The 22,674-nt window shown below is 64.5% G+C and carries 20 protein-coding genes; 9 read left to right on the top strand and 11 right to left on the bottom strand.

What is annotated here, in order from left to right; all coding sequences use genetic code 11:
- Positions 1–101: 101 nt before the first annotated feature.
- Positions 102–557 carry a BPTD_2524 family lipoprotein gene (locus DVB37_RS09270; RefSeq protein ID WP_046804510.1) on the bottom strand — a complete coding sequence of 152 codons (456 nt, stop codon included), beginning with the start codon at positions 555–557 and terminating at the stop codon, positions 102–104.
- 137 nt (positions 558–694) lie between these two features.
- Between DVB37_RS09270 and DVB37_RS09265 the strand changes: the two genes are divergently transcribed.
- Positions 695–2,602 carry a prolyl oligopeptidase family serine peptidase gene (locus tag DVB37_RS09265; protein WP_370512740.1) on the top strand — a complete coding sequence of 636 codons (1,908 nt, stop codon included), beginning with the start codon at positions 695–697 and terminating at the stop codon, positions 2,600–2,602.
- Here DVB37_RS09265 and DVB37_RS09260 read toward each other — a convergent pair.
- Positions 2,599–3,840: a GGDEF domain-containing protein gene (locus DVB37_RS09260; RefSeq protein ID WP_120154737.1), complete on the bottom strand. Its 1,242-nt coding sequence runs from the start codon at positions 3,838–3,840 to the stop codon at positions 2,599–2,601. The two genes, DVB37_RS09265 and DVB37_RS09260, sit on opposite strands and share 4 nt — an antisense overlap.
- A 429-nt stretch (positions 3,841–4,269) precedes the next feature.
- Complete coding sequence (locus tag DVB37_RS09255; protein WP_120154735.1) at positions 4,270–5,538, bottom strand: MFS transporter; 1,269 nt, start codon at positions 5,536–5,538, stop codon at positions 4,270–4,272.
- 162 nt (positions 5,539–5,700) lie between these two features.
- Here DVB37_RS09255 and DVB37_RS09250 point away from each other — a divergent pair, with 162 nt between their 5' ends.
- Both DVB37_RS09250 and DVB37_RS09245 read left to right on the top strand, forming a co-directional pair.
- Entirely contained in the window at positions 5,701–6,519 is an 819-nt protein-coding gene (locus tag DVB37_RS09250; protein WP_120154733.1) for a helix-turn-helix domain-containing protein, read from the top strand.
- Positions 6,520–6,745: 226 nt separating this feature from the next.
- Positions 6,746–9,472, top strand: a complete 2,727-nt coding sequence (locus DVB37_RS09245; RefSeq protein WP_120154731.1) for a PBP1A family penicillin-binding protein — start codon at positions 6,746–6,748, stop codon at positions 9,470–9,472.
- A 134-nt stretch (positions 9,473–9,606) separates the two neighbouring features.
- On the opposite strand, the gene DVB37_RS09240 is transcribed toward DVB37_RS09245, so the two are convergent.
- Complete coding sequence (locus DVB37_RS09240) at positions 9,607–10,320, bottom strand: metallophosphoesterase (RefSeq protein WP_046807405.1); 714 nt, start codon at positions 10,318–10,320, stop codon at positions 9,607–9,609.
- A 246-nt stretch (positions 10,321–10,566) separates the two neighbouring features.
- On the opposite strand from DVB37_RS09240, the gene DVB37_RS09235 reads away from it, so the two are divergent.
- A complete protein-coding gene (locus tag DVB37_RS09235) occupies positions 10,567–11,742 on the top strand; it encodes a PepSY domain-containing protein (protein ID WP_046807406.1) in 1,176 nt (391 codons plus the stop codon).
- Positions 11,739–11,942 carry a hypothetical protein gene (locus DVB37_RS09230; protein WP_046807407.1) on the top strand — a complete coding sequence of 68 codons (204 nt, stop codon included), beginning with the start codon at positions 11,739–11,741 and terminating at the stop codon, positions 11,940–11,942. The genes DVB37_RS09235 and DVB37_RS09230 overlap by 4 nt, the downstream gene beginning before the upstream one ends.
- 183 nt (positions 11,943–12,125) lie before the next feature.
- On the opposite strand, the gene DVB37_RS09225 is transcribed toward DVB37_RS09230, so the two are convergent.
- On the bottom strand, positions 12,126–12,953 hold the full coding sequence (locus DVB37_RS09225; protein ID WP_120154729.1) for an aldo/keto reductase: 828 nt from the start codon (positions 12,951–12,953) through the stop codon (positions 12,126–12,128).
- Positions 12,954–13,214: 261 nt separating this feature from the next.
- On the opposite strand from DVB37_RS09225, the gene DVB37_RS09220 reads away from it, so the two are divergent.
- Together DVB37_RS09220 and DVB37_RS09215 are read left to right on the top strand one after the other, a co-directional pair.
- Positions 13,215–15,080: an ABC transporter ATP-binding protein/permease gene (locus DVB37_RS09220; RefSeq protein ID WP_120154726.1), complete on the top strand. Its 1,866-nt coding sequence runs from the start codon at positions 13,215–13,217 to the stop codon at positions 15,078–15,080.
- Between the two features lie 51 nt (positions 15,081–15,131).
- A complete protein-coding gene (locus tag DVB37_RS09215; protein WP_046807410.1) occupies positions 15,132–15,515 on the top strand; it encodes a Rieske (2Fe-2S) protein in 384 nt (127 codons plus the stop codon).
- Positions 15,516–15,573: 58 nt separating this feature from the next.
- Here DVB37_RS09215 and DVB37_RS09210 read toward each other — a convergent pair whose 3' ends face one another.
- Complete coding sequence (locus DVB37_RS09210) at positions 15,574–16,557, bottom strand: bile acid:sodium symporter family protein (protein WP_120154724.1); 984 nt, start codon at positions 16,555–16,557, stop codon at positions 15,574–15,576.
- Positions 16,558–16,668: 111 nt separating this feature from the next.
- Here DVB37_RS09210 and DVB37_RS09205 point away from each other — a divergent pair, with 111 nt between their 5' ends.
- Positions 16,669–17,511 (top strand): LysR substrate-binding domain-containing protein, encoded by an 843-nt coding sequence (locus tag DVB37_RS09205; RefSeq protein WP_046807412.1) that lies wholly within the window; start codon positions 16,669–16,671, stop codon positions 17,509–17,511.
- A 64-nt stretch (positions 17,512–17,575) separates the two neighbouring features.
- Here DVB37_RS09205 and DVB37_RS09200 read toward each other — a convergent pair whose 3' ends face one another.
- The 3 genes from DVB37_RS09200 to DVB37_RS09190 form a co-directional block, all read right to left on the bottom strand.
- Positions 17,576–17,890, bottom strand: coding sequence for a hypothetical protein (locus tag DVB37_RS09200; RefSeq protein ID WP_120154722.1), 315 nt, complete (start codon positions 17,888–17,890; stop codon positions 17,576–17,578).
- 179 nt (positions 17,891–18,069) lie between these two features.
- A complete protein-coding gene (locus DVB37_RS09195; protein WP_046807414.1) occupies positions 18,070–18,948 on the bottom strand; it encodes an N-formylglutamate amidohydrolase in 879 nt (292 codons plus the stop codon).
- 2 nt (positions 18,949–18,950) lie between these two features.
- Entirely contained in the window at positions 18,951–19,943 is a 993-nt protein-coding gene (locus DVB37_RS09190) for a tripartite tricarboxylate transporter substrate binding protein (protein ID WP_120154720.1), read from the bottom strand.
- 138 nt (positions 19,944–20,081) lie between these two features.
- Here DVB37_RS09190 and DVB37_RS09185 point away from each other — a divergent pair, with 138 nt between their 5' ends.
- Positions 20,082–21,017, top strand: a complete 936-nt coding sequence (locus DVB37_RS09185; protein ID WP_104145394.1) for a LysR substrate-binding domain-containing protein — start codon at positions 20,082–20,084, stop codon at positions 21,015–21,017.
- 131 nt (positions 21,018–21,148) lie between these two features.
- On the opposite strand, the gene DVB37_RS28915 is transcribed toward DVB37_RS09185, so the two are convergent.
- Together DVB37_RS28915 and DVB37_RS09175 are read right to left on the bottom strand one after the other, a co-directional pair.
- A complete protein-coding gene (locus tag DVB37_RS28915; RefSeq protein ID WP_025135384.1) occupies positions 21,149–21,364 on the bottom strand; it encodes a hypothetical protein in 216 nt (71 codons plus the stop codon).
- 103 nt (positions 21,365–21,467) lie between these two features.
- On the bottom strand, positions 21,468–22,577 hold the full coding sequence (locus tag DVB37_RS09175) for an AGE family epimerase/isomerase (protein WP_120157429.1): 1,110 nt from the start codon (positions 22,575–22,577) through the stop codon (positions 21,468–21,470).
- Between the last annotated feature and the right edge of the window lie 97 nt (positions 22,578–22,674).

The raw sequence follows: 22,674 nt of genomic DNA, 5'->3' as shown, positions 1-22,674 counted from the left end.
GTTGCACAGGTCGCGCGCGGCGCAAGTTGCACAGGTCGCGCGCGGCGCTTAGTTGCACAGGTCGCGCGCGACGCTGAGTCGGGCAGGTCGCGCGACGGCGCTCAGTTGGGCAGGTCGCGCGACGGCTTGACGGGCGGGCGCGGGTCCAGCGGCATGTAGGTGCTGCACGACGTGATGCTGTAGTAGATGGCGTCCTGCATGGCACGCATCGCGGCGGCGTCCCAGGTGCCCTTGCCCCACATCACGATCTTCACGTCGGTGCTTGCCGGGCCATTGGCCTTGAGGTCCACGCGTGACATTTCGTTGTCGGTATATGGGGCCAGCACGCGCACCACGCCCGACTGCGCCGCCTCGTTCAGGTCGGACACCACGCGATAGGCGTTGTCGGTGCTGCGCAGGCAGTTGTTCGACTGCCGGATCACGGTGGCGTAGGCGTCCTTGAACGCGACCGGCGCCTTGAATTCGCTGTGCGGGGATGCGCTGTCCTGCGAGATGCCCAGCGAGCAACCCGCCAGGCCCAGCGCCAGCGCCGATGCCGCGACCAGATTCCTGTACATGTAATTCTCCAGATGAATTGCCGCGATTATCCCGCAAACGGCACGGCGGCATAAGTGGGGTCGGTTCGACACCGCCCGCGCGACTATGGCATTATCGACCGCATTGAAATCGCGGAGGTCCTGCCTTGTTTTCCTTCATGACGCGCACCATTCTGGCCGCCAGTATCGTCGGCACCACGCTGGGCGCCTGCGCCACCCAGCCCCCGCCCCGCGCCTATCCCCTGAAGGACTTTTTCCGCAACCCGGAACGCGGCTTCTTCCGCCTGGCCGACGACGGCCGCACCCTGGCCTTCATGCAGCCCACCAGCGTGGACGGCAACCCGGCCCGCATGAACATTTACGTGCAGCCGCTGCAAGGCAGCCAGCTGGTGGGCGAACCCCGCCAACTGACCAGCGAAACCGCGCGCGATATCTCCAACTACTTCTGGAAGGGCGCCGACGTGGTGCTCTATCAGAAGGACTTTGGCGGCGACGAGAACTTCCACGTACTGGCCGTGAACGCCAAGACGGGCAAGATCACCGACCTGACGCCCTATGAAGGCGCGCGCGCCAGCATCGAAGACGATCTTGAAGACGACCCCGACCACGTCCTGATCAGCCACAACCAACGCAACCCCGAGGTCTTTGACGTCTACCGCGTCAACGTCCACACCGGCGCCGCCGTGCTGGTGGCGCAGAACCCGGGCAACATCGTGGGCTGGCAGACCGACCATGCGGGCAAGGTGCGCGCCGCCGTCACCAGCGACGGCCTGAACACCACCCTGCTCTACCGCGACAACGAAGCGTCCGACTTCCGCCCGCTGATCACCACCGATTACCGCACCAACGTCAGCCCGTCGTTCTTCACGTTCGACGACAAGAAGATCTACGCCCTGAGCAACCGTGGCCGCGACAAGCTGTCGCTGGTGGTCATCGACCCGGCACAACCGGATGTCGAAGAAGAGATCTTCACGCCCGACACCGTCGACCTGGACGGCGCGGGCTACTCACGCAAGCGCCGCGTGCTGACGCTGGCCGCCTACCAGACCGACAAGCCGCAATACAAGTTCTTCGACGCGCAGTCCGAAGCGCTGTTCAAGAAACTGTCCGACAAGCTCAAGGGCTATGACATCGCCCTGCAAGGGTCCAACCGCGACGAAACCGTGTTCATCGTGGCGGCCTACAACGACCGCACGCCGGGCTCGCGCTACTTGTACGACGCCAACACCGACACGCTGACCAAGCTGGCCGACATCAACCCGGCCATTCCGGAAGCCGACATGTCGCAAGTGCGGCCCATCAGCTACCAAAGCCGCGACGGCCTGACCATTCACGGCTACCTGACGCTTCCCGCCGGCCGCGATCCCAAGAACCTGCCTTGCATCGTCAACCCGCACGGCGGGCCGTGGGCACGCGACGGCTGGGGCTACAACCCCGAAACGCAATTCCTGGCCAACCGCGGTTTCTGCGTGCTGCAAATGAACTTCCGGGGTTCGACGGGTTATGGCCGCGCGTTCTGGGAAGCCGGCTTCGGGCAATGGGGCCTGAAAATGCAGGACGACATCACCGATGGCGTTCAGTGGCTGGTCAAGCAAGGCATCGCCGACCCCAAGCGTATCGGCATCTATGGCGCCAGCTACGGCGGCTACGCCACGCTGGCTGGCGTGACGTTCACGCCGGACTTGTACGCGGCGGCCGTGGACTACGTGGGCGTGTCCAATCTGTTCACGTTCATGAAGTCCATTCCGCCGTACTGGAAGCCAATGCTGGACAAGATGCAGGACATGGTCGGCCACCCCGAACGCGATAAGGACCGGCTGGCCGCGACCTCGCCCGCGCTGCACGCGGACAAGATCAAGACGCCGCTGTTCGTTGCACAAGGCGCCAAGGACCCGCGCGTGGCCAAAGACGAAAGCGACCAGATGGTGGCGGCGTTGAAGGCGCGCGGGGTTGAAGTGGAATACATGGTCAAGGACAACGAAGGCCACGGTTTCCACAACGACGAGAACAAGTTCGAGTTCTACGAAGCGATGGAAAAGTTCCTGACGGAACACCTCAAGCCTTAGTTCCCCGCGCCTTCATGAGTCACCAGCGGCGCGTTCGCCGCTGGCGCCATGCCGGCCAGCCCGCCCACGTGCACGCGGCCCGCGCCGCGCGCGCCAAACGCCATTTCCACCCGGTCGCGCCCTTGCTCCTTGGCGCGGTATAGCGCCACGTCGGCGCGCGCCAGGATCACATCGGCGCTATCGCCGGGCTGGTACGTGGCCAGACCACCGCTGGCGGTCATGGGCACTTCCACCCCTTGCAGGTAAAGCGGCGTATCGCGCAGTGCATCGCAGACGCGCTGCGCGTGCACCAGCGCCCGCGCCGGGTCGCAGTCCACCATCAACAGCACGAACTCCTCGCCGCCCAGGCGGCCGAAGCGGTCGGCGCCGCGCACGGCGTGCTGCGCGACCTTGGCGAAATGGCGCAGCGCGGTGTCGCCCGCCGCATGGCCGTAGCGGTCGTTGATGGATTTGAAATGGTCGATGTCCAGCACCAGCACGGCCAGCGGACCGCCGGAGCGGCTACAGCGCTGCAACTCGCGTTCCAGTTCATCCAGGATGCTGCGGCGGGAATAGGCGTGCGTCAGGCTGTCGAACGTCAGGGCCGCCTGCATCTGCTCGGATAGCCACGTCTGCACCAGCAGCAGCAACGCCAGGAACAGCGCCGGCACCGTCACCGAACCGCACACAATGAAGAACAGCCCCCAGGATGACGGTTCAAGCAAGGACACGGGCTTCACGAAACCGAACCCATAGACCACCACCCGCGTTGCGTGCAGCGCCGCCAGCCCGAATATGGCCAGCATCAGATACAGCATCACGCCGGGAGTGCGGATCTTTGCGCGCTGCTGGTAGATGACCCGCCCGGTCAGCAGCGCGCTGATGCAGGTAAAGCCGGAATTGAGCAGCATGCGTTCTGGCAGGTGGTCCGCGCCATACAGCAGCAGCGCAAAGGCCAGCACACCCGCCGCCGTGACGCCGGACGTGCGCGCGATATGCGGCCGCAGCCCGAAGAACTGGCGCACGCCCACATACACCAGGCTGATTGCGCATACCCAAGCCGCGTTCGACGCCATGATGTAGGCGCCCGGCGGCACAAGCTTGGCGGCGGCGAAGGCCAGCAGCGCCAGCACGGCCAGCGTGTTGGCGGCGATGAACGCACGCACGCCCTTGACCCCGCGCGACTGGAACGGCAGCAACAACGGTAGCGCCAAGGCCGTGGCCAGCGCCCACATCAGGAAGAACAAAGAAGTCGTCATGGTTTTTTGCCGGCCGCGCCTTGGGAACAAATGCCGTCGGTTCAGACCTGCCGTTGCACTGGGTTCATGGATGGATACGCGTTACACGTCAGCATGCTTGATGCTTTTTGTTACCAGAAGGACGAAAAGCCGCCGCCCCGCGTGACGGCGATCCGCCGAAGCGAGGGCGCGACGTTGTCCTGAACCTTTACCTCCCGCGCCAAGACGATAGCGCGGCATGTCCAGAAGAATACGCCAAGCCAGGAGCGCCCGGTTCACCCGTTTGCAGTATTTGACAGTTAAACCTTTCAGGTAACTGACAATCGAAAGGAACGAAGGGCAAACCCTAGATTAATTATTGTGGTTCGCCCCCGCCAGTCGGCCAAAAGCACTACCCCGTCGTCCGAAGATCCGTGCTGGTTTGGCGTAGGGAATCAACGCGGGACTGCATCAGCGCGGCTTTTCCACGTTAGGCAGCAAGATTGCCACCACGCCCAACAGCGGCAGATACGCGCACACCTGGTACACATAGCCAATGCTGGTGGCGTCGGCCAGCTTGCCCAGCGCGGCCGCCCCCACCCCGCCCATGCCGAAGGCAAAGCCGAAGAACAGCCCGGCAATCATGCCCACCTTGCCCGGCACCAATTCCTGCGCGTAGACGACGATGGCCGAAAACGCCGACGCCAGCACCATGCCGATCACCACCACCAGCGCCGCCGTCCAGAACAGATTGGCGTGGGGCAGCAGCAAGGTGAAGGGCGCTACGCCCAGGATCGACACCCAGATGACGATCTTGCGGCCGATGCGGTCGCCCACCGGCCCGCCCACCACCGTGCCCACCGCGACTGCGGCCAGGAACAGGAACAGGTACAGCTGCGCCTCGCGCACCGACAAACCGAACTTGTCGATCAGGTAGAAAGTGAAATAGCTGTTCAGGCTGGCCAGATAGAAGTACTTGGAAAATATCAGCACGCCCAGCACCGCCAGCGCACCGATCACCCGATTGCGCGACAGCCCATTGCCGGCGCCCGCCGTGCGCGCGCGCGGCTTGAACATGACGCGGTTGGCGCTGTACCAACGGCCGATACCGATCAGCACCACGATGCCGAATAGTGCCGCGAAGGCAAACCAGGCCACGCTGCGCTGGCCGTGCGGAATGATGAACAGCGCCGCCAGCAGCGGCCCCAGCGCCGACCCCACGTTGCCCCCCACCTGGAACAGCGACTGCGCCAAGCCGTGCCGGCCGCCCGAGGCCATGCGCGCCACCCGCGACGATTCCGGGTGGAACACCGACGACCCCGTGCCGACCAGCACGGCGGCCACCAGCAGCCAGCCGAACGACGGCGCCACCGACAGCAGCAATAGCCCAGCCAGCGTGAAGCTCATTCCCACAGGCAGCGAATAGGGCTTGGGATGGCGGTCGGTGTACAGGCCGATGAAGGGTTGCAGCAGCGAGGCCGCCAACTGATAGACCAAGGTGATCAGCCCGATCTGTGCGAAGGACAGGCTGAACGAATCCTTCAACATGGGGTAGATGGCCAACAGGATCGACTGGATCATGTCGTTCATCAAATGCGCCACGCTGATCGCGCCCAGCACTTTATAGGCGGTGGATGGGGGGGTGGATGGGGTGCTGGACGGGGCGGCGGTCGCCTGCGCAGCGGGCGCGGGCGCCATGGCGTCCGACATGCCGGCAACGGGATTTTGGGCGGGGGTCATGGGCGGCTTTTGCGATGGGGTTGTGTTTGGCTGACAGCCAAAGCCAGCCATCAGTGTAGAAACCGGCCGCTGCGAAGATCTGCCAATTTTCATCGACCAAGTGACAAAATAGCGCCACCCTGCCCGCCGTCGCGGCCTCATCCTTTGGTTGGAAGTGACATCATGGCCACCCGTCTTGCCCCGCCCGACCCCGCCCGCAGCATCAACGCGCAGGACTACCAGGACCGCCCGCGCGTCGTCACCGCGATGGCCAAGGAATTTCGCGCGGGGGCGCAAACGGGCGCGCACTCGCATCCCCGCGCGCAGCTGATCTACGCGGCCGAGGGCGTGATGCGGGTCACGACGCCCAGCGGTTTCTGGGCGCTGCCGCCGCTGCGCGCCTTGTGGGTGCCGGCCGGCGTGCCTCATGGGGTGGACATGGTGGGCGCCGTGTCGATGCGCTCGCTTTACATTCAGGCCGATGCCGCCGCCGGCTACTGGCGGCAACCCCAGGTGGTGGAAGTGAGCGGCCTGCTGCGCGAACTGATCCTGGCACTGACGGCCGAGCCCATCGACTACCCGCTGGGGGGCCGGGCCGAGCAGATCGCCGCGTTGATCCTGTCTGAACTAGCGGCCGCGCGCGTGCTGCCCATACAAATCCCCTGGCCGCGAGACCGCCGCTTGCAGACCATCTGCGCGGCCATCCTGGACCAGCCCGGCCTGCAACGCGGCATGGAAGCCTGGGGCAACGAGGTCGGCGCCAGCGCGCGCACGCTGATCCGGCTGTTCCAGGCCGAACTGGGCCTGAATTACCGGCAATGGGTACAACAGGTGCGCCTGGCCGACGCGGTCTGCCGCTTGTCGGAAGGCGTGCCCGTTGCCCGCATCGCGGCCGACCTGGGATACCGCAGCATCAGCGCGTTCAGCGCCATGTTCCACCGCGCGTTGGGCGCGCCGCCGCAACGGTATCAACAGGGCTCCTGGCGCCTTACCGAAAGCTGAATCACAACAGGCGCATGCAACCGGCCTTGCTGTTTGTCACGGCGCGCAATACATTTCACAGCGCAATTCCCGTCGCTCGCGCACGCAAGCCGCGTCGCGCGTATGCTAGACCCCGTCCCTATATCTACCGCGGCACACGCCCCCCACTTGGCTTCGGCAAGTTTGGTTACTGAAACCTTATGACGCCATGGCCGGTCTATAGCGTTCTGTCCTAGAATCGCCTGCAATGAGCACCCCCCAGCAATCCTCCGCCAACCCGGGCGGCAAATCGGGCCTTCCCTGGAAACGCATCCTGGTCAAGACGGGCATCGTCGCGGCCGGCGTCGGCGCGTGCGGGGCCGTCGTGCTTGGGCTGGCATTGGCCCTGGCCTGGCCCAGCCTGCCCGACCTGCACGCCATGACCGACTACCGGCCGCGCGTGCCGCTGCGCATCTACACGGCCGACAAGGTCCTGATCGGCGAATACGGCGAAGAACACCGCAACGTGCTGCGGTTTGATGAAATCCCGCCGGTGATGCGCCAGGCCGTGCTGGCGGCCGAGGACGACCGCTTCTACAGCCACGGCGGTGTCGACTGGATGGGCGTGGCGCGCGCGGTACTGACCAACGTGGTCAAGGGCTCGAAGTCGCAAGGCGGCAGCACGATCACGATGCAGGTGGCGCGCAATTTCTATCTGTCTTCCGAAAAGACGTATTCGCGCAAGCTGTACGAGCTGCTGCTCACGTTCAAGATCGAAAACGAACTGACCAAGGACCAGATCCTTGAGCTCTACATGAACCAGATCTACCTGGGGCACCGCGCCTATGGCTTCGCGGCCGCGTCGCGCGCCTACTTTGGCAAACCGCTGTCGGAAGTGACCCCGGCGGAAGCCGCCATGCTGGCCGGCATCCCCAAGGCTCCGTCGCGCTTCAACCCCATCACCAATTTCCCGCGTGCCGAAATTCGCCAGCACTACGTGCTGGGCCGCATGAAGGCGCTGGGCTACCTGACGCCCGAGCAGGCCGACGAAGCGCTCAAGCAACGCCTGACGATCCGGGGCGCTGACGGCACCAGCGCGCGCGGCTTCGCCGTGCATGGCGATTACCCGTCGGAACTGGCACGCCAGTTGATGTACGGCGTGTTCCAGGAAGAAACGTATTCCAAGGGCATCGACGTCTACACCACCATCGATTCCAAGGCCCAGGAAGCCGCTTACCGCGCGGTGCGCGATGGCGTCATGGACTACACGCGCCGCGCCGTATATCCCGGCCCGGAAGATCAGATCGACCTGCCTGACGGCGTCGAAAGCGATGCCCAGGCGCTGGACGAGATCCTGGACGGCGTGCAAGACAAGACGCCGGACAGCGAGGACCTGCTGGCGGCGGTCGTCCTGTCGGCCAGCCCTACCGAAGTGAAGGTAGCCCGCAGCGCGCGCGACATCATCACCATTTCGGACAAGAAGGCGCTGGCCGTGGTGGCGCGCGCCTTGAACCCCAAGGCCAGCGACAGCCAGCGCATCCGTCGCGGTTCGGTCGTGTACATCCACAAAACGGGTGGCAAGGACAGCGACACCTGGGAAATCATCAACATGCCGGCGCTGCAAGCGGCGTTGGTGTCGATGGCGCCGCAAGATGGCGCGATCCGCGCCATGATCGGCGGCTTTGACTACAACCGGGGCAACTTCAACCGCGTGACGCAGGCCTGGCGCCAGCCCGGTTCCAACATCAAGCCGTTCGTGTACGCCGCGGCGCTGGAACGCGGCTTTACCCCCGCCACGCAGATCTCCGACCAGCCGTTCATGCTGACGGCCGCGCAAACGGGCTCCAAGGACTGGCAGCCCAAGAACGACGGCAACAAGTACGAACCCATGCTGACGTTGCGCCAGGGCTTGTACCGGTCCAAGAACATGGTGTCGATCCGCATCCTGCAAGCGATTTCGCCGCAGTACGCCCAGGACTACCTGACCCGTTTCGGCTTTGACAAATCGCGCTGGCCGGCGGTGCTGCCGCTGGCGCTGGGCGCGGGTGGCGCCACGCCGTTGCAAGTGGTCAATGGCTATGGCGTCTTCGCCAACGGCGGCTATCGCGTGACGCCGTACCTGGTGGACCACGTCACCGACCGTTCGGGCAAGGTGCTGATGCAGGCGCAGCCCGTCAAGGCGGGCGACGAAGCGGCGCGCGCCATCGACCCGCGCACCGCCTGGGTCATGGACGACATCCTGCGCGGGGTTACGACTAGCGGCACGGCCGCGCGCGCGCACCAGGTGCTGAAGCGCAACGACGTCGGCGGCAAGACGGGCACCACCAACGACGCGGTGGACGTCTGGTTCTCGGGCTTCACGCCCGATCTGGCCACGACCGTCTGGATGGGCTTTGACCAGCCCAAGTCGCTGGGCACCAACGAATTCGGCAGCGGCCTGGCGTTGTCCACGTGGCTGGACTACATGCAGCCGGTCTTGAAGGGCATGCCCGAAGCCAAGCAGTCGCCGCGTCCGGACGGGCTGCTGGTGGAAAACGGCGAATACTATTTCGCGGAATTCCCGCCCGGGCAGGCGGTGGCGTCGCTGGATTTGTCGTCGGGCGATGCGCTGACCGATTTCCTGAACAACAACCGCAGCACGGATGGCGTGGACACGTCCGTCAAGCCGCTGCCGAGCCCCGGTGGCGCCGCGCTGCCGCAAAATTCGAACAACAGCGCCGTGCAGCCGCCATTGCAGCCCATTCCGGTACCCAGCGCTGCGAATGTTGCGCCGGGGGTCATGGCGGGCGTCGCGACGTCTGGACTACCGGCGGCGGGCATACCGGCTGCTGGCGTACCGGCTTCGGGCGTACCGGCGGCGGGCGTACCGGCTTCGGGCGTACGGGCTACGGGAGTACCGGCGGCCACCCTGCCTGCTGCCGGCAGCGCGGAAGATGCCGCTGCGCGCGCCAGCGCGGTAACTACGTCCAGCTCGGTCATCGCCCGGCCGCTGTAACCGACCAACGCTGTAACCGACCAACGCTGAAAAACGACACGGGCGCCCTTTGCGGCGCCCGTGTCGTTTCCCTGCTTTCTCGTTCCACGGTGACCGTTAAACGGCCCCCTCCCTCGTCCCCCGCGCCCGTCGGCCTATTCCTCTACCGCCAGCTCGGTCACGACCTCGCGCGGCCAGGCCGTCAGCGATTCCAGGTCCAGGAACGTGAAGTAGCCGGATCGCCAGCCTTCGGTATCAATGTGATAAACGTTGCCCAGAACCAGCGGCGCGGCCACGGGCGTGTGCCCGGCCACCACCGCCCGAACCCCCTGGATGCCGGTGCGGTTCATCTGCCGCAAGCGGTCGCGCGACCACTGGCACGTCGCGCTGGTGCGCTTGTAGCGATCTTGCAGCGCGAACTCCAGGCGCGGCCAGAACAGCACCGGGCAATCCGCATGCAGCAGGCCCACCGCGCCCTCGCGGGTTTCGACTTCGATCGCGATGGGAAGCTGGGCAAACGCATCGGCAAACACTTGCTGCTGGTCGACGGGCAGGTCCAGGAACCAACCGCCGCCGTAACCGCGCCAATTGGTCACGTCCACCTTGCCGGTGCGCACATGACGAATTGCATAGTCTTCGTGGTTGCCCTGGACCGCGTAAAACCAGGGCTGGGCCAGCCATTGCAGCGCGGCTTCGCTTTCAGGTCCGCGATCAACCAGATCGCCCACGGAAAAGAGCCGGTCGCGGGCCGGGTCGAAACCCAGCCGGTCCAGGCTTTCCTGCAAACGCGAAAAATGACCGTGCACGTCGCCAACCGCGAAATCGCGGCCATGCTCGTTACGCGGGACTTTTAAAAATCGCTGCTCCATGATGCTTCTCGACTGCCGGTTGCGGGGCGAGCAAGACCCGTCCCTTGAAACAAATCGTGGCGGCTCGCGCCCAGTATCTCCCGACCTGTCTTTTTAACCCGCTTTAGTTGACGCCGGCCTTGCACCCCTGACCATCCGGGGGTCAAATATTCCGTTACGAGAATCGCTATTATTCGTGATAATGTTCCGCCTTCCTCACAAACAGCTTAAAGAGGGCCGCGCGCGCCGCCGCCCCCTTCCGCCGCCATGACAGCCGCGTCCACCATCAAAACCTGGTACTGGATCCACAAGTGGACCAGCCTGGTTTGCACCATCTTCCTGCTCATCATCTGCCTGACGGGCTTGCCGCTGGTTTTTCACCATGAAATCGAGCACTGGCTGGATGACGCCAAGCCGCTGTCCAACGTGCCGGCCAACACGCCGCCCGCCAATCTGGACAAGCTGGTCGCCAGCGCCCTGACCATGTATCCGGGCGAAGTGGTTGATTACCTGTTCTTCGACCCCGACGAGCCCCAGGTGTATGTCGGCATGGCCAAGAAGCCAGGTGATGGCCAGGCGTCCGGGCACGCGGTCCGCATGGACGGCCGCACCGGCGACGTGCTGCTGGAAGGCCCGCTGTATACCGAAGACAAGTTCTCGTTCATGGGCATCATGCTGGCGCTGCATGTGGATTTGTTTGCCGGCTTGCCGGGCGAGTTGTTCCTGGGCTTCATGGGGCTGCTGTTCTGCGTGGCTATCGTATCGGGCGTGGTGTTGTACGGCCCGTTCATGAAAAAGCTGGAATTCGGCACCGTCCGCGCCGCCCGGTCCACGCGCCTGAAATGGCTGGACCTGCACAACCTGCTGGGCATCGTGACCCTGGTGTGGGCCTTCGTGGTGGGCTTCACGGGCGTCATCAACGAGCTGTCGACCCCATTGTTCCGCCTGTGGCAGTCCACCGAATTGGTCCGCATTCTGGAACCCTACAAGGGCCAGACCGTGCCCACGCAGTTGGCCTCGGCGCAACTGGCGGCCGACACGGCCAAGAAAGCCATGCCGGGCAACGAGGTGTCATTCATCGCATTTCCGGGCAACGCTTTCGGCAGCCCGCACCACTACATCGCCTGGATGCGTGGCGACACGCCGCTGACCTCGAAGCTGAACACGCCCGTGCTGGTCGACGGCAGAACCGGCGAACTGACTACCGTGGCCAAAATGCCGTGGTACCTGACCGCGCTGGAAGTGTCGCGCCCGCTGCACTTTGGCGATTACGCGGGCCTGCCGCTGAAGATCATCTGGGCCTTGCTTGACCTCATCACCATCGTGGTGCTGGTCAGCGGCCTGTACCTGTGGATTGCGCGGCGCCGCGCCACCGAGGCGCGCATCAACGAGCTGGTGAAAAAGCACCAGGCCGCCGCCGCCCCGCAAAGGAATCCGGCATGAGCGCCCGCCACACCAAAGGCCGCACAGGTCGCGGCTTCATGTTCGTATGGGGCGCGCCCATCCTGCTGGGCGTGCTCAGCGTCTTTGGCCTGTTGGCCGCGCTGTTGGGCACGGGCGCCTGGCACTGGGCGTCGTGGATCACGTTGACCATCCTGCTGGGGGTCATCGTCCGGTACTGGGTGTTCCCGCTGAAACACTAGGCGGTTCATGGGGCCCCGCTGCCCCATCCCGCGCCCCATCCCGCGCCCCGGTCTCGCACCCTGTCCTGGGCCGGTCCTGGACCCGATCCCGGGGCGTTGTCCCCGCCCTTGAGCCAGACCTTGAGCCCGGCCCTTGAGTCCGGCCATTGAGCCCGGCCATTGAATCCGCCTTCCCCAGGCCGGCTATCGGCCGAATTGTTCCGGGTCCGGCCCCAGCCGCGCGCCGCTCTTGATGCCGTCAATCGCGGCCATCTCATCCGCCGACAGTTCAAAATCAAAAATGTCGATGTTCTCGCGGATGCGGGCGGGCGTGACCGACTTCGGGATCACGATAAGGCCGCTTTGCACGTGCCAGCGCAGCGTGACCTGCGCCGGAGACTTGCCGTGCTTGGCGGCCAGGTCCACGATGACTTTTTCTTTCGTCACGCCGCCCTGTGCCAAGGGGCTCCAGGATTCGGTGGCGATGCCGTGCTTGGCGTGGAAGGCCCGTAGCGCCTGCTGGGCGAAGCCCGGATGCAGCTCGATCTGATTGACCGCCGGCGTGACGCCAGACGTCTCGATCAACTGTTGCAGGTTGGCCTGCGTGAAGTTGGACACCCCGATCGAACGCGCGCGGCCGTCTTCCTTCATTTCGACCATCGCGCGCCAGGCATCCAGGAACTGGGTGCTGCCCGCCACCGGCCAGTGGATCAGGTACAGGTCCACATAGGCCAGGCCCAGCTTTTCCAGGCTTTCGTCCATGGCCTTGTGGGCGTCGTCATAGCCGTGCTTGTCGTTCCACAGCTTGGTGGTGATGAACAGGTCCTTGCGCGCCACGCCCGATGCGCGCAAGCCCGCGCCCACGCCTGCCTCGTTGCCGTAGATGGCCGCCGTGTCCACCGACCGGTAGCCGGCCGCCAAGGCTTCCTTGACGCTGGCGGCCGCCTGGTCATCGGGCACCTGCCAAACGCCCAGCCCCAATTGCGGGATGTTGCTGCCGTCGTTCAATTTCACTGCGGGTACCTTCGCCATAAGCCCTCCGAAACATGCAACGCAACGCTCGCACGGCGAATACGCGCCAGGTCGCGCAATCCAGGGGCACAGCCCGGCCAACCCCGGATTGAAGAGATAAAAAAGCGGGCTTGCCGAGCTGCGCCCACATTGCGATACCGGTCCGACATCCCCAGGCAATGGTCCGCAAATACCAGGGGTTATCACCCAAATAATAGCGCCCGTGCCGGATAATGCCCTTCACACCGCTCCACCCCCCGCTTTCGCCCCCCAAGGCCAGCCATGAATTCCCCTGACGCGCCCCCGAAGAATCGCGGCGGTTTTTCTACCTTGCGCACCCTGTTCCCGTACTTGTGGCCGCCCGGCAAGACCGGGCTCAAGGTGCGCGTCGTGGCCGCATTGCTGTGCCTGTTCGCGGCCAAGGCGGCCACCGTTTATGTGCCACTGATCTACAAGCACGCCATCGACGAACTGGGCAAGGGTGCGCCCGGCGCGGTGACGGTGCCGCTGGGCCTGATCCTGGCCTATGGCACCGCGCGCGTGCTGTCGCTGCTGTTCTCGGAATTGCGCGACGCCATCTTTGCCCGCGTCGGCCAGCACGCCATCCGCGCGGTGGGCTTGCAGATCTTTCGCCACCTGCACGCGTTGGCGCTGCGTTTTCACCTGTCGCGCCAGACCGGCGGGCTGACACGGGCTATCGAACGCGGCACCAAGGGCATCCAGACGCTGCTGTCGTTTTTGCTGTTCAACATCCTGCCCACGTTCTTTGAAATCGGGCTGGTGTGTATTGTGCTGTGGAAGATGTTCGACATCTGGCTGGCCGCGGCCACCGGCGCGACAGTCATCCTGTACATGGCCTATACCCTTGCCGTCACGGAATGGCGCGCCAAGTTCCGGCGCCAGATGAACGAAACCGATTCAGAAGCCAACACCAAGGCCATCGAAAGCCTGTTGAACTACGAGACGGTCAAGTACTTTGGCAACGAAGAGCACGAGGCGCGCCGCTACGACGCCTCGCTGACGCGCTACGAGCGCGCCGCCGTGCGCAGCCAGGTCAGCTTGTCGATTCTGAACGTGGGCCAGGCCGCCATCATTTCGGTGGGCCTGACGCTGGTGATGTGGATGGCCGCCACCGGCATCGCCCAGGGCCGCTACACGCTGGGCGATTTTGTCCTGGTCAACACCTACCTGTTGCAGCTGTACCAGCCCCTGAGCTTCTTCGGCTTCATCTACCGCGAAATCAAGCAGGCCATGATCGACATGGAACGCATGTTCGAACTCTTGGGGCAGGACCGCGAAGTGGCCGACCGCCCCGACGCCCTGCCGCTGCGCGTGGCGGGTGGCCAGGTGGAATTTCGCGACGTGTATTTTGGCTATGACGCGCGCCGCCCCATCTTGAAGGGCGTGAGTTTCACCATTGCGGCGGGCAAGACCGTTGCGGTGGTCGGCACGTCGGGCGCGGGCAAATCCACCATCGCCCGCCTGCTGTTCCGTTTCTACGACGCGGACAGCGGCGCCATCCTGGTCGACGGCCAGGACGTGCGCAACGTCACCCAGGCCAGCTTGCGCGCCGCGATCGGCGTGGTGCCGCAAGACACCGTGCTGTTCAACGACACCATTCACTACAACATCGGCTACGGCCGGCCCGGCGCGACCGAGGCCGAGATCCAGGCTGCCGCGCGCTTGGCGCACATCCACGACCTGATCATGACCATGCCGGACGGCTACCAGACCATGGTGGGCGAGCGCGGCCTGAAACTATCTGGCGGCGAAAAGCAGCGCGTAGCCATCGCCCGCACCATCCTGAAGAGCCCCGCCATTTTCCTGTTCGACGAAGCCACCAGCGCGCTGGACACCCACACCGAACGCGAGATCCAGGCGAACCTGCGCGAAGTCAGCCAGGGCCGCAGCACGCTGATCATCGCGCACCGCCTGTCGACCGTGGCCGACGCCGACGAGATCATCGTGCTGTCCGAAGGCCGCATCATCGAACGCGGCCGCCATCCGCAGCTGCTGGCGCAACGCGGCGTCTACGCCGGAATGTGGGCGCGCCAGCAGGACGGCGCGGCGTCCAACGAAGACGCCGATGTCAGCGACGCCCCGGCCAGCAATCCGGTGAACAACCCAGCCAACAGCCCGGCGGATTGACAAGCCCCATCGCCCTGACCGAACATCGCACCCTTTCGTAAAAGGCCCGCCATGCAGGAACCCTCGCTTGCCCCCGAAGTCCGCGTCTGCGCGGCATCCGACCTGGCCAACGGCGGCCTGGGCGTCAAAGTGCCGGTGTCCGACGGCTCGGGTCAGACCACTGCCTTTTTCGTCCGCTACCAGGACCGCGTGCATGGATACCTGAACCGCTGCGCCCACGTGGGCGTGGAACTGGATTGGGAAGGCAGCTTCTTCACCCGCGCGGGCGACCTCATCATGTGCGCGCGCCACGGCGCGACCTATCAGCCGGACACCGGCTTGTGCGTCGGCGGGCCTTGCAAGAACGGGCGCCTGACCGCACTGACGGTGTCGGAACGTGATGGCGCCGTGTACTGGCACCCCACCGGCAAGATCGTTCCGCGCGACGGCGGCTGACAGCTGGCCGACGTTGGCGTTTGGCGTTTCCGACTTGCCGTAACCATCGTCGCTGACGCTACGCCCCCGCCACGGCTGCCTGCGCCGGCGGCTGCCGTTCCGCGTAGCGCCGCGCCAACACGGCGCACACCATCAGCTGCATCTGGTGAAAGATCATCAAGGGCAGCACCACCACGCCCATCTGCGACGTGCCGAACAGCACGGTGGCCAGCGGAATGCCGGACGCCAGCGACTTCTTCGACCCGCAGAACACCAGCGTGATTTCGTTCTCTTTGGACAAGCCCAGCTTGCGGCTGCCCCAGGTTGTAATCATCAGCACCGAGCCCAGCAGCAACGCATTCACCAGCACCATCGTGGCCAGGTCGATCGCCGGAAACGCGTGCCAGATGCCCTGCGCCACCGCCTCACTGAAGGCCGTGTAGACGGCCAGCAAAATCGAACTGCGATCCACCTTGGACAACGTGCGGCTGTTGCGCTGCGCCCAGGCGCCGATCCACGGCCGCAACAGGCTGCCCACCGCAAACGGCAACAGCAGCTGCGCCAGGATGCGGCCCGCGTCGGCCAGCCCGTGTCCGCCGCCCTGCCGATGCAGCAACACCGCCACCAGCAACGGCGTCAACACGGTGCCCAGCAAGTTGGACGCGGTCGCCGCGCAAATGGCGCCCGGCACGTTGCCCCGCGCCATCGACGTAAAGGCAATGGACGACTGCACGGTTGAAGACAGCGTGCATACGAACAGCACGCCCAGCCACAGTGAAGGCGTCAGCAGACCGGGGAACAGGGCCCGCAAGCCCAGCCCCAACGCGGGAAACAGAATGAAGGTGCAGGCCAGGATCAACGCATGCAGGCGCACGTCCTTCACGCCGGCCACGATGGCATCGGTGGAAAGGCGCGCGCCGTGCAGAAAGAACAGCAACGATATCGCCACGTTGCTGGCCACCATCATGAACGTGGCGCCCTTGCCCACGGCGGGGAAAAAGCTGGCAAACGCCACGGTGGCGATCAGGATCAGCGTGAATTGGTCAGGTAAAAAGCGGCGCATGGCTAGGTTTCCAGGAAATTACGGAAAACTATAGGCGCGCCCCTTGCCATCGTGAAGGCCATTGATTACTTTGACTGTCATCGAAAAGTCCTATGACCCTATCGGCTTGCCATGCTTAACCCCTTGTGGCTCAAGACCTTCACGGTGGCCGCCGGCGCCCCCAGCTTTACCGAAGCCGCCCGTCGCCTGGGTCTGACCCAGCCCACTGTCAGTGAACATATCCGACAACTGGAACAGTCCGTGAACCGGCGCCTGTTCTTGCGCGACACGCACTCGCTGGCGCTGACCAGCGACGGCCGAAGTTTGCTGGTGCATGCCGAGATCATTCTGGACGCGCACGAACGCGCCGCGCGGCTGTTCGATGCGCCGCGCCTGCGCGGTCGCGTACGGCTGGGCACGTCGGACGATCTGGCGATGGGGCCGCTGCCGGATGTGCTGGCCGCGTTTCGGCTGGCGCACCCCGAAGTGGAACTGGACCTGACCATCGGCGTCACCAGCGAGCTCTACAAACTGCTGGACGACAACGAGCTGGACGTGATGATCGGCAAGCGGCGCCGCGGCGATCGCCGGGGCCAGACGCTGCACAAGGAAGCGCTACTGTGGCGCGCCAAGGAAGGCCTGCGCTTTGCGCCGGATGCGCCGCTGCCATTGATATTGCTGCGCGAGCCGAGCGTGACGCGCACGCTGACGCTGGACGCCTTGGCGCGCGCCGGCCGCAGCTGGCAGATCGTTTGCACAAGCACCAGCTACGCGGGCTGCCAGGCGGCCGCGCGCGCGGGGCTGGGCATTACCGTGCAGCCTTCGCACCTGTCCACGGCGGGGCTGGCCGCGCCCGGTGGCGCGACGCAACTGCCCGCTTTACCGCAAGTGGAATTCATCGTCATCTCGGCTCCGGCCCCCAACAAGCCCACGCGGGCGCTGACCGACATCCTGATGCGCAGCACCTTGACCTGACCTGGCCACAAGGTGCGGGTGCGGCGGCGGCGGGCCGTCAATACACGCCCGCCCGGCCTCCCGCTTATTCCGGCAGCGGATCCGGCACGCCGTCTTCGTCCACGCTGGTCACGCGGTCCAGCGCATTGCGCGCGGCGGACATCGCTTCGATGGCGCTGCGAAAGCGGCGGCTGACAAAAATTTCGAACGGCTGGCCTTCGGGCGGTGCGGCGGCCGGCTCGGCGCCATCCGGGTCCGCCGCCTGCGGTGCACCGGCCTCGCCTTCCTTGACCTTGGCCACCAGGCGCCGCGTCTCCAAGAACGCCCGGGGCGGCGTGCGCCCTTCGGGTTGCGTCGCGTACGCCACCACCGAAAATCCGTTGATCTTCTTCTCTAGCATTACGGTTCCCTTGCGCCGCGGCCACAGTCGGCGCAGCTTGTTCCTAGCGACAACGGCGCGGCAAACGGAAACTTAAGCGGCATGCAAAAAGCCGGCGTTGATCTGCATCAACGCCGGCTTTTTGCCTGGGCACAGCCACACAAACGACTCTATTTTGTCGACTGTTATGTTGTCGACCGCTACTTGGTCGCCGCAACCGCGTCCATGCGCACACGCACGTAATCGGCCACCTGGGCAAGCACCGTCGTCAAATGCCCGCGCAACAAGTCGAACCCGGCGTTGCGCTCGCGCGTGGCTTCGTCCATATACAAGGGGCGCCGAATCTCGACCTGCAAGCTGTGCCGGTTCAACGCCGGCTGGCCGATCTGCGCAATCAGTTGCACGCCCTTGTAGGGGTCGTTACGCGCCACGGTATAGCCCAGGTCGCGCAGCGCTTTTTCGATCAGCGCGATGAATTCCGGCTCGCACGTTGTACCGTCCCGGTCGCCCAGCACGAAGTCCGCCAGCGGATGTTCGCTTTGCCGGCCCAGGCGTTCGTACGCGTCGTTGGGCATGGAATGCAGGTTCAGGTGCCACACCGCGCCAAAGCGTTGTTCGGCGCTGCTGATGGCCTGCGACAACGCCGCGTGATAGGGCTCGTAGTAAGCCTGGATGCGATGCCGCACCTCGGCCAGGCTCAGCTTGCGATCGTAGATGGGCGTGGCCTTGTCCATGCGGCGCCAGATCAGCCCCTTGCCCAAGCGGGTCTTCTCGCCCGGCGACAGCGGCTGCGGCCACGGTTCAGCCAACAGGTCGGGGTCCAGGTCCTGCAAGGTGCGGTTCGGGTCGATGTACACGCGCGGAAAGTGCGCGGCAATCAGCGTTGCACCCAGCGTGGGCGCCGCCGACCACAACGCGTCCACGTGCGTGTCTTCGCCCTGGCGCAATTGCGCTTGCGTTGCCACCGCCCCGAAATCGTCGGGATAGCGTTCACCGCTATGCGGCGAATCACAGACCAGCGGCAAGGCCGGCCCCTGAGGTTCATGCACGGAAACCACGTTGAAATCGGCAAGCGTCATCGTCAGTCAGCCTGAATGTTGGCGGCTTTGGCCACCTTGGCGTAGCGGGCCAGGGCCTGTTCGATCTGGACCTGGAACTCTTGGGGCGTCGTGGGCATCAGCGTACCACCCACGTCTTCGGCCTTCTTGCGGAACTCGGGGTCTTGCATCGCCGCGCGCACCGCCTGGTTCAGGCGGTCGACCACGGCCGTCGGCGTACCAGCCGGAGCCACCAATCCGAACCAGCCGCCGGTGCCCATGTCGGGATAACCCAGTTCGATATAGGTCGGCACGTCCGGCAGCAGCGGCGAACGGTCGGCGCCCAGCACGGCCAACGCACGCAGCTTGCCGCCCTGCACCTGCGGCAGCGTGGACGACAGGTTGTCGGTGATGGCGTCGACCTGCCCGCCCATCACGTCGTTCAACGCAGGACCCGCCCCACGGTAAGGCACGTGCAGCAGCTTGATGCCGGACAGCATCATGAAATTCTCGATGTTCACATGCCCCAGCGATCCCACGCCGGGCGAGGCGAAGCTGTAGCGGTCAGCCGGCGCCTTCTTGGCCAGCGCCACGAATTCCGCCATGTTCTTGGCCGGGATATTCGGGTTGATGGCAAGGATGCTGGGCACCGCCAGCACGTTCGCCACAGGCGCGAAGTCCTTGATCGGGTCGTAATTCATCTTGCGATACACGGCCGGGTTCGAGCCGTGCGTGCTCATCGTCGCCATGCCGATCGTGTAGCCGTCGGGCGTGGATCGCGCCACCTGTTCCATGCCCATCGAGCCGCCTGCGCCCGCCTTGTTTTCAACCACGATGGTTTGCTTGAGGTCGCGACCGGCATATTCCGCGACCAGGCGGGCAACGATGTCGGTCGAACCGCCCGCGGCGAACGGCACCACCAGCTTGATGGGACGCGAGGGGTAGTCGGCGGCTTGGGCAATGCCGGCAAAGGACAGCGTGGCGAACATGCCGGCAAGCGCAAAGCGCGCGGACCGGCCAAGCAGGCGGCGAGACATGGATCGACTCCGAAAGGGAAACGTTGAAGTAAGGGTCAGAACGGGTTGTCAGACAGAGACAGGCCGCCAGTGTCCAAACTTTACGGTCCCCTTTCAAACGACTATATTGCACTCCTTCATTACCAAAGGTCATGCTAAATGCGGCTGCATTCGCCGTCCATGTCCGAGCTGCACGCCTTTATCGCGGCGGCACGCTTGGGAAGCTTCACCCTGGCGGCCCAGACGCTGTGCGTCACCCAAGGAGCCATCAGCCGTGCCATTGCCCGCCTGGAGGCCCACTTCGGGCAGCCGCTGATGCATCGCAATGCGCATGGTCTGACCCTGACCGAGATGGGCCAGAAGTTGTATGACGGCGCGCACACGCCGCTACAAGCCATCGAAAAGCTCAGTGCCGACCTGCGGGCGGATGACCGCCGGTTGCGCTTGACGCTATCCACCGTGCCGACCTTGGCCAGCGCGTGGCTGGTGCCGCACTTGCCGGACTTTCATCGGCGCTATCCCGATATCCAGCTTAATTTCGCAGCCTATCGGCGCAATGAGGACTTCTCTAGCACCACGCCAGACGCCAGCATCTTGTCCGGCACTCCGGAACAATGGCCCGGATGCCAGGCCGATTACGTCATCGGCCGCGAAGTGGTCGTTATTTGCCACCCCGACCGCTTGGCCGCCCGCCAGGCGCAAGGGCTATGGAGCACCCCGCACGGCCTGCTGGGCGAACCCCTGCTCTTTCACACCAACGGCCAGGACAACTGGGCGCAATGGTTCAACGCAGCCGGCGTGCCACGCCATGCCGTTACGCTGTCCAAGGGGTTTGATCAGGTGTCCATCTTGATCCGCGCGGTCATGGCGGATATGGGGGTCGCGGTATTGCAACGCTGCCTGGTGCGCGACGAACTTCAATCCGGCCGGGTGGCCGCGCCCTTCCCTGATCTGCCCATTCGTCTGAGCCGGGGATACCACCTGTGCGCGCCGGCGCAGCGTCGCGACCATTACGCGCTGGAATGCTTCCGGCAATGGTTGCTGGACACGGCGCAAGCCGACCCCGACGTTATCGCGGCCAGATCGGCGTCGTGAAAACGGCGAAAGGCCGTGAAGTGCGGGACGTCTCCATCGACACTTCTGGTTTCACCGCGCGCGGTATACTTGAAACCAAATAAAACGGGCCTCTTTACAGAGGCCCGACTTTAAGTGCGGCGATAAAACGATCAAGGTGCCAGCTTGAATCCCAGGTCCACGCCCCACTTATCGGTTTCACGCAACCATTTCGCCCCGCAGCTCAGGCACCGGAAGTGATCTTCGCGACTCTCTTCGCGCCCTTTCTGCGTGGGATTGGTGAAACCTTGATGTCCCAGGTGCGAATGCGGCGCGACGCCGGCAAGGCCCGGGTTAATGCGTTGGCAAGCCAAACACATAACGCTCATTGATGCTTCCCCACAAACAGTGTTAGCAAATTGTAAGGGATTTCACCAATGTTTTTCTATCGATTTATAACAATTGAACGACAATAATTGTTAACAAGGGCGTTTAAACAACGTTAGGCATCGCCGCCAGGCAAGTGGCCAAATGGTACGGCGATGTCGACGGCATGTCGGCACGCACGACCTCGCCCTGCCCGTTCAGGCATTCGTACCAACCGCCGTCATGGACGAAATGGGCACGAAAACTGGCCAGCCCCGACTCCAGCGCCGGCCAATCGCCCAGCACCGCCAGCGCCCTCAGGTATTCCGTCTGCGCCCAAATCCGCCGCGTACCGTCCACCACCGCCCCCGACTCATCCAAGGACGCCAGCACGCCCGGGCCTTGTACGTCCACCCCGTGCGCGCGTGCCCATTGCACCGCGCGCGGCAAGGTTTCCACCAGCTCCAGCCCTTCAAACACCTGCGCCGCGCCGTGCACCAGCGACAGCCATTCAAACTGGTGACCCGGTTCAAGCCGGTTGCCCGCCGTGCCTTGCAACGCTTCGGAAATGCACTGCGTGGGACCGTGCACGAAGAACTGGCTGACACCTTGCGCCAGCGTGCGCAGATGCTGGGCAAACAGCGCGGGCTCGGCAACCTGGGCGGCCGCCAGATACGCTTCCGTAAGGTGCATCATGGGATTTTGCGCGGGCGGGCGCAGCGGCGTCAGCCAGTTGGCGCTAAGCGCCGCATGGTAGAGCCCATCATTTGTCTTGAAGCGCGCCTCAATTGCCGACGCCGTCGCCAGCATGAGCTTGCGCGCATCCGCATTACGGCTGCGCTGAAAATACGCCGAACACGCCAGCACCACGAAGGCGTGGGTATATAAGTCCTGGGTGTCGTCCAACGGGCGCGCCTCGGCGTCCACGCTGTACAGCCAGCCGCCATGTTCATTGCGAAACACGCGGCACAAGGACGCAAACAAGCGGTCCGCATGCTGGCCCGCGGCAGCACCAGACGCTTCTGAGAAAACATAGAGTTGACGCGCGCATGCCATGGCCCGATATCGGCTGGGCGGCAGCGGCTTGCCCGTTGCGGCATCCAGCGATTCGTAGGGCAGACCCAATACGCCGTTGAAACCCTGCCCCATCCAGAGCGGCAGGATAACGGAGTCGAAATGTGCGCGTAACGCGCGGACATGCTCCGTCAGAATAGGAGTGGTCTGTGCGGCAATCATCTTGGAACGACCCATACCCGAAAAGGGCCCCAGGTTTTGGAGCAGCAACGATAACCGAAAATTTCGTCGCAAATTTTGGAGTATTTTCCGCAGCCTC

This window comes from Achromobacter sp. B7, from assembly GCF_003600685.1.
Classification (GTDB): Bacteria; Pseudomonadota; Gammaproteobacteria; order Burkholderiales; family Burkholderiaceae_B; genus Achromobacter; species Achromobacter spanius_B.
The sequence above is the reverse complement of the archived record's forward strand: the minus strand, read 5'-3'. Positions and strand labels throughout refer to the sequence as shown.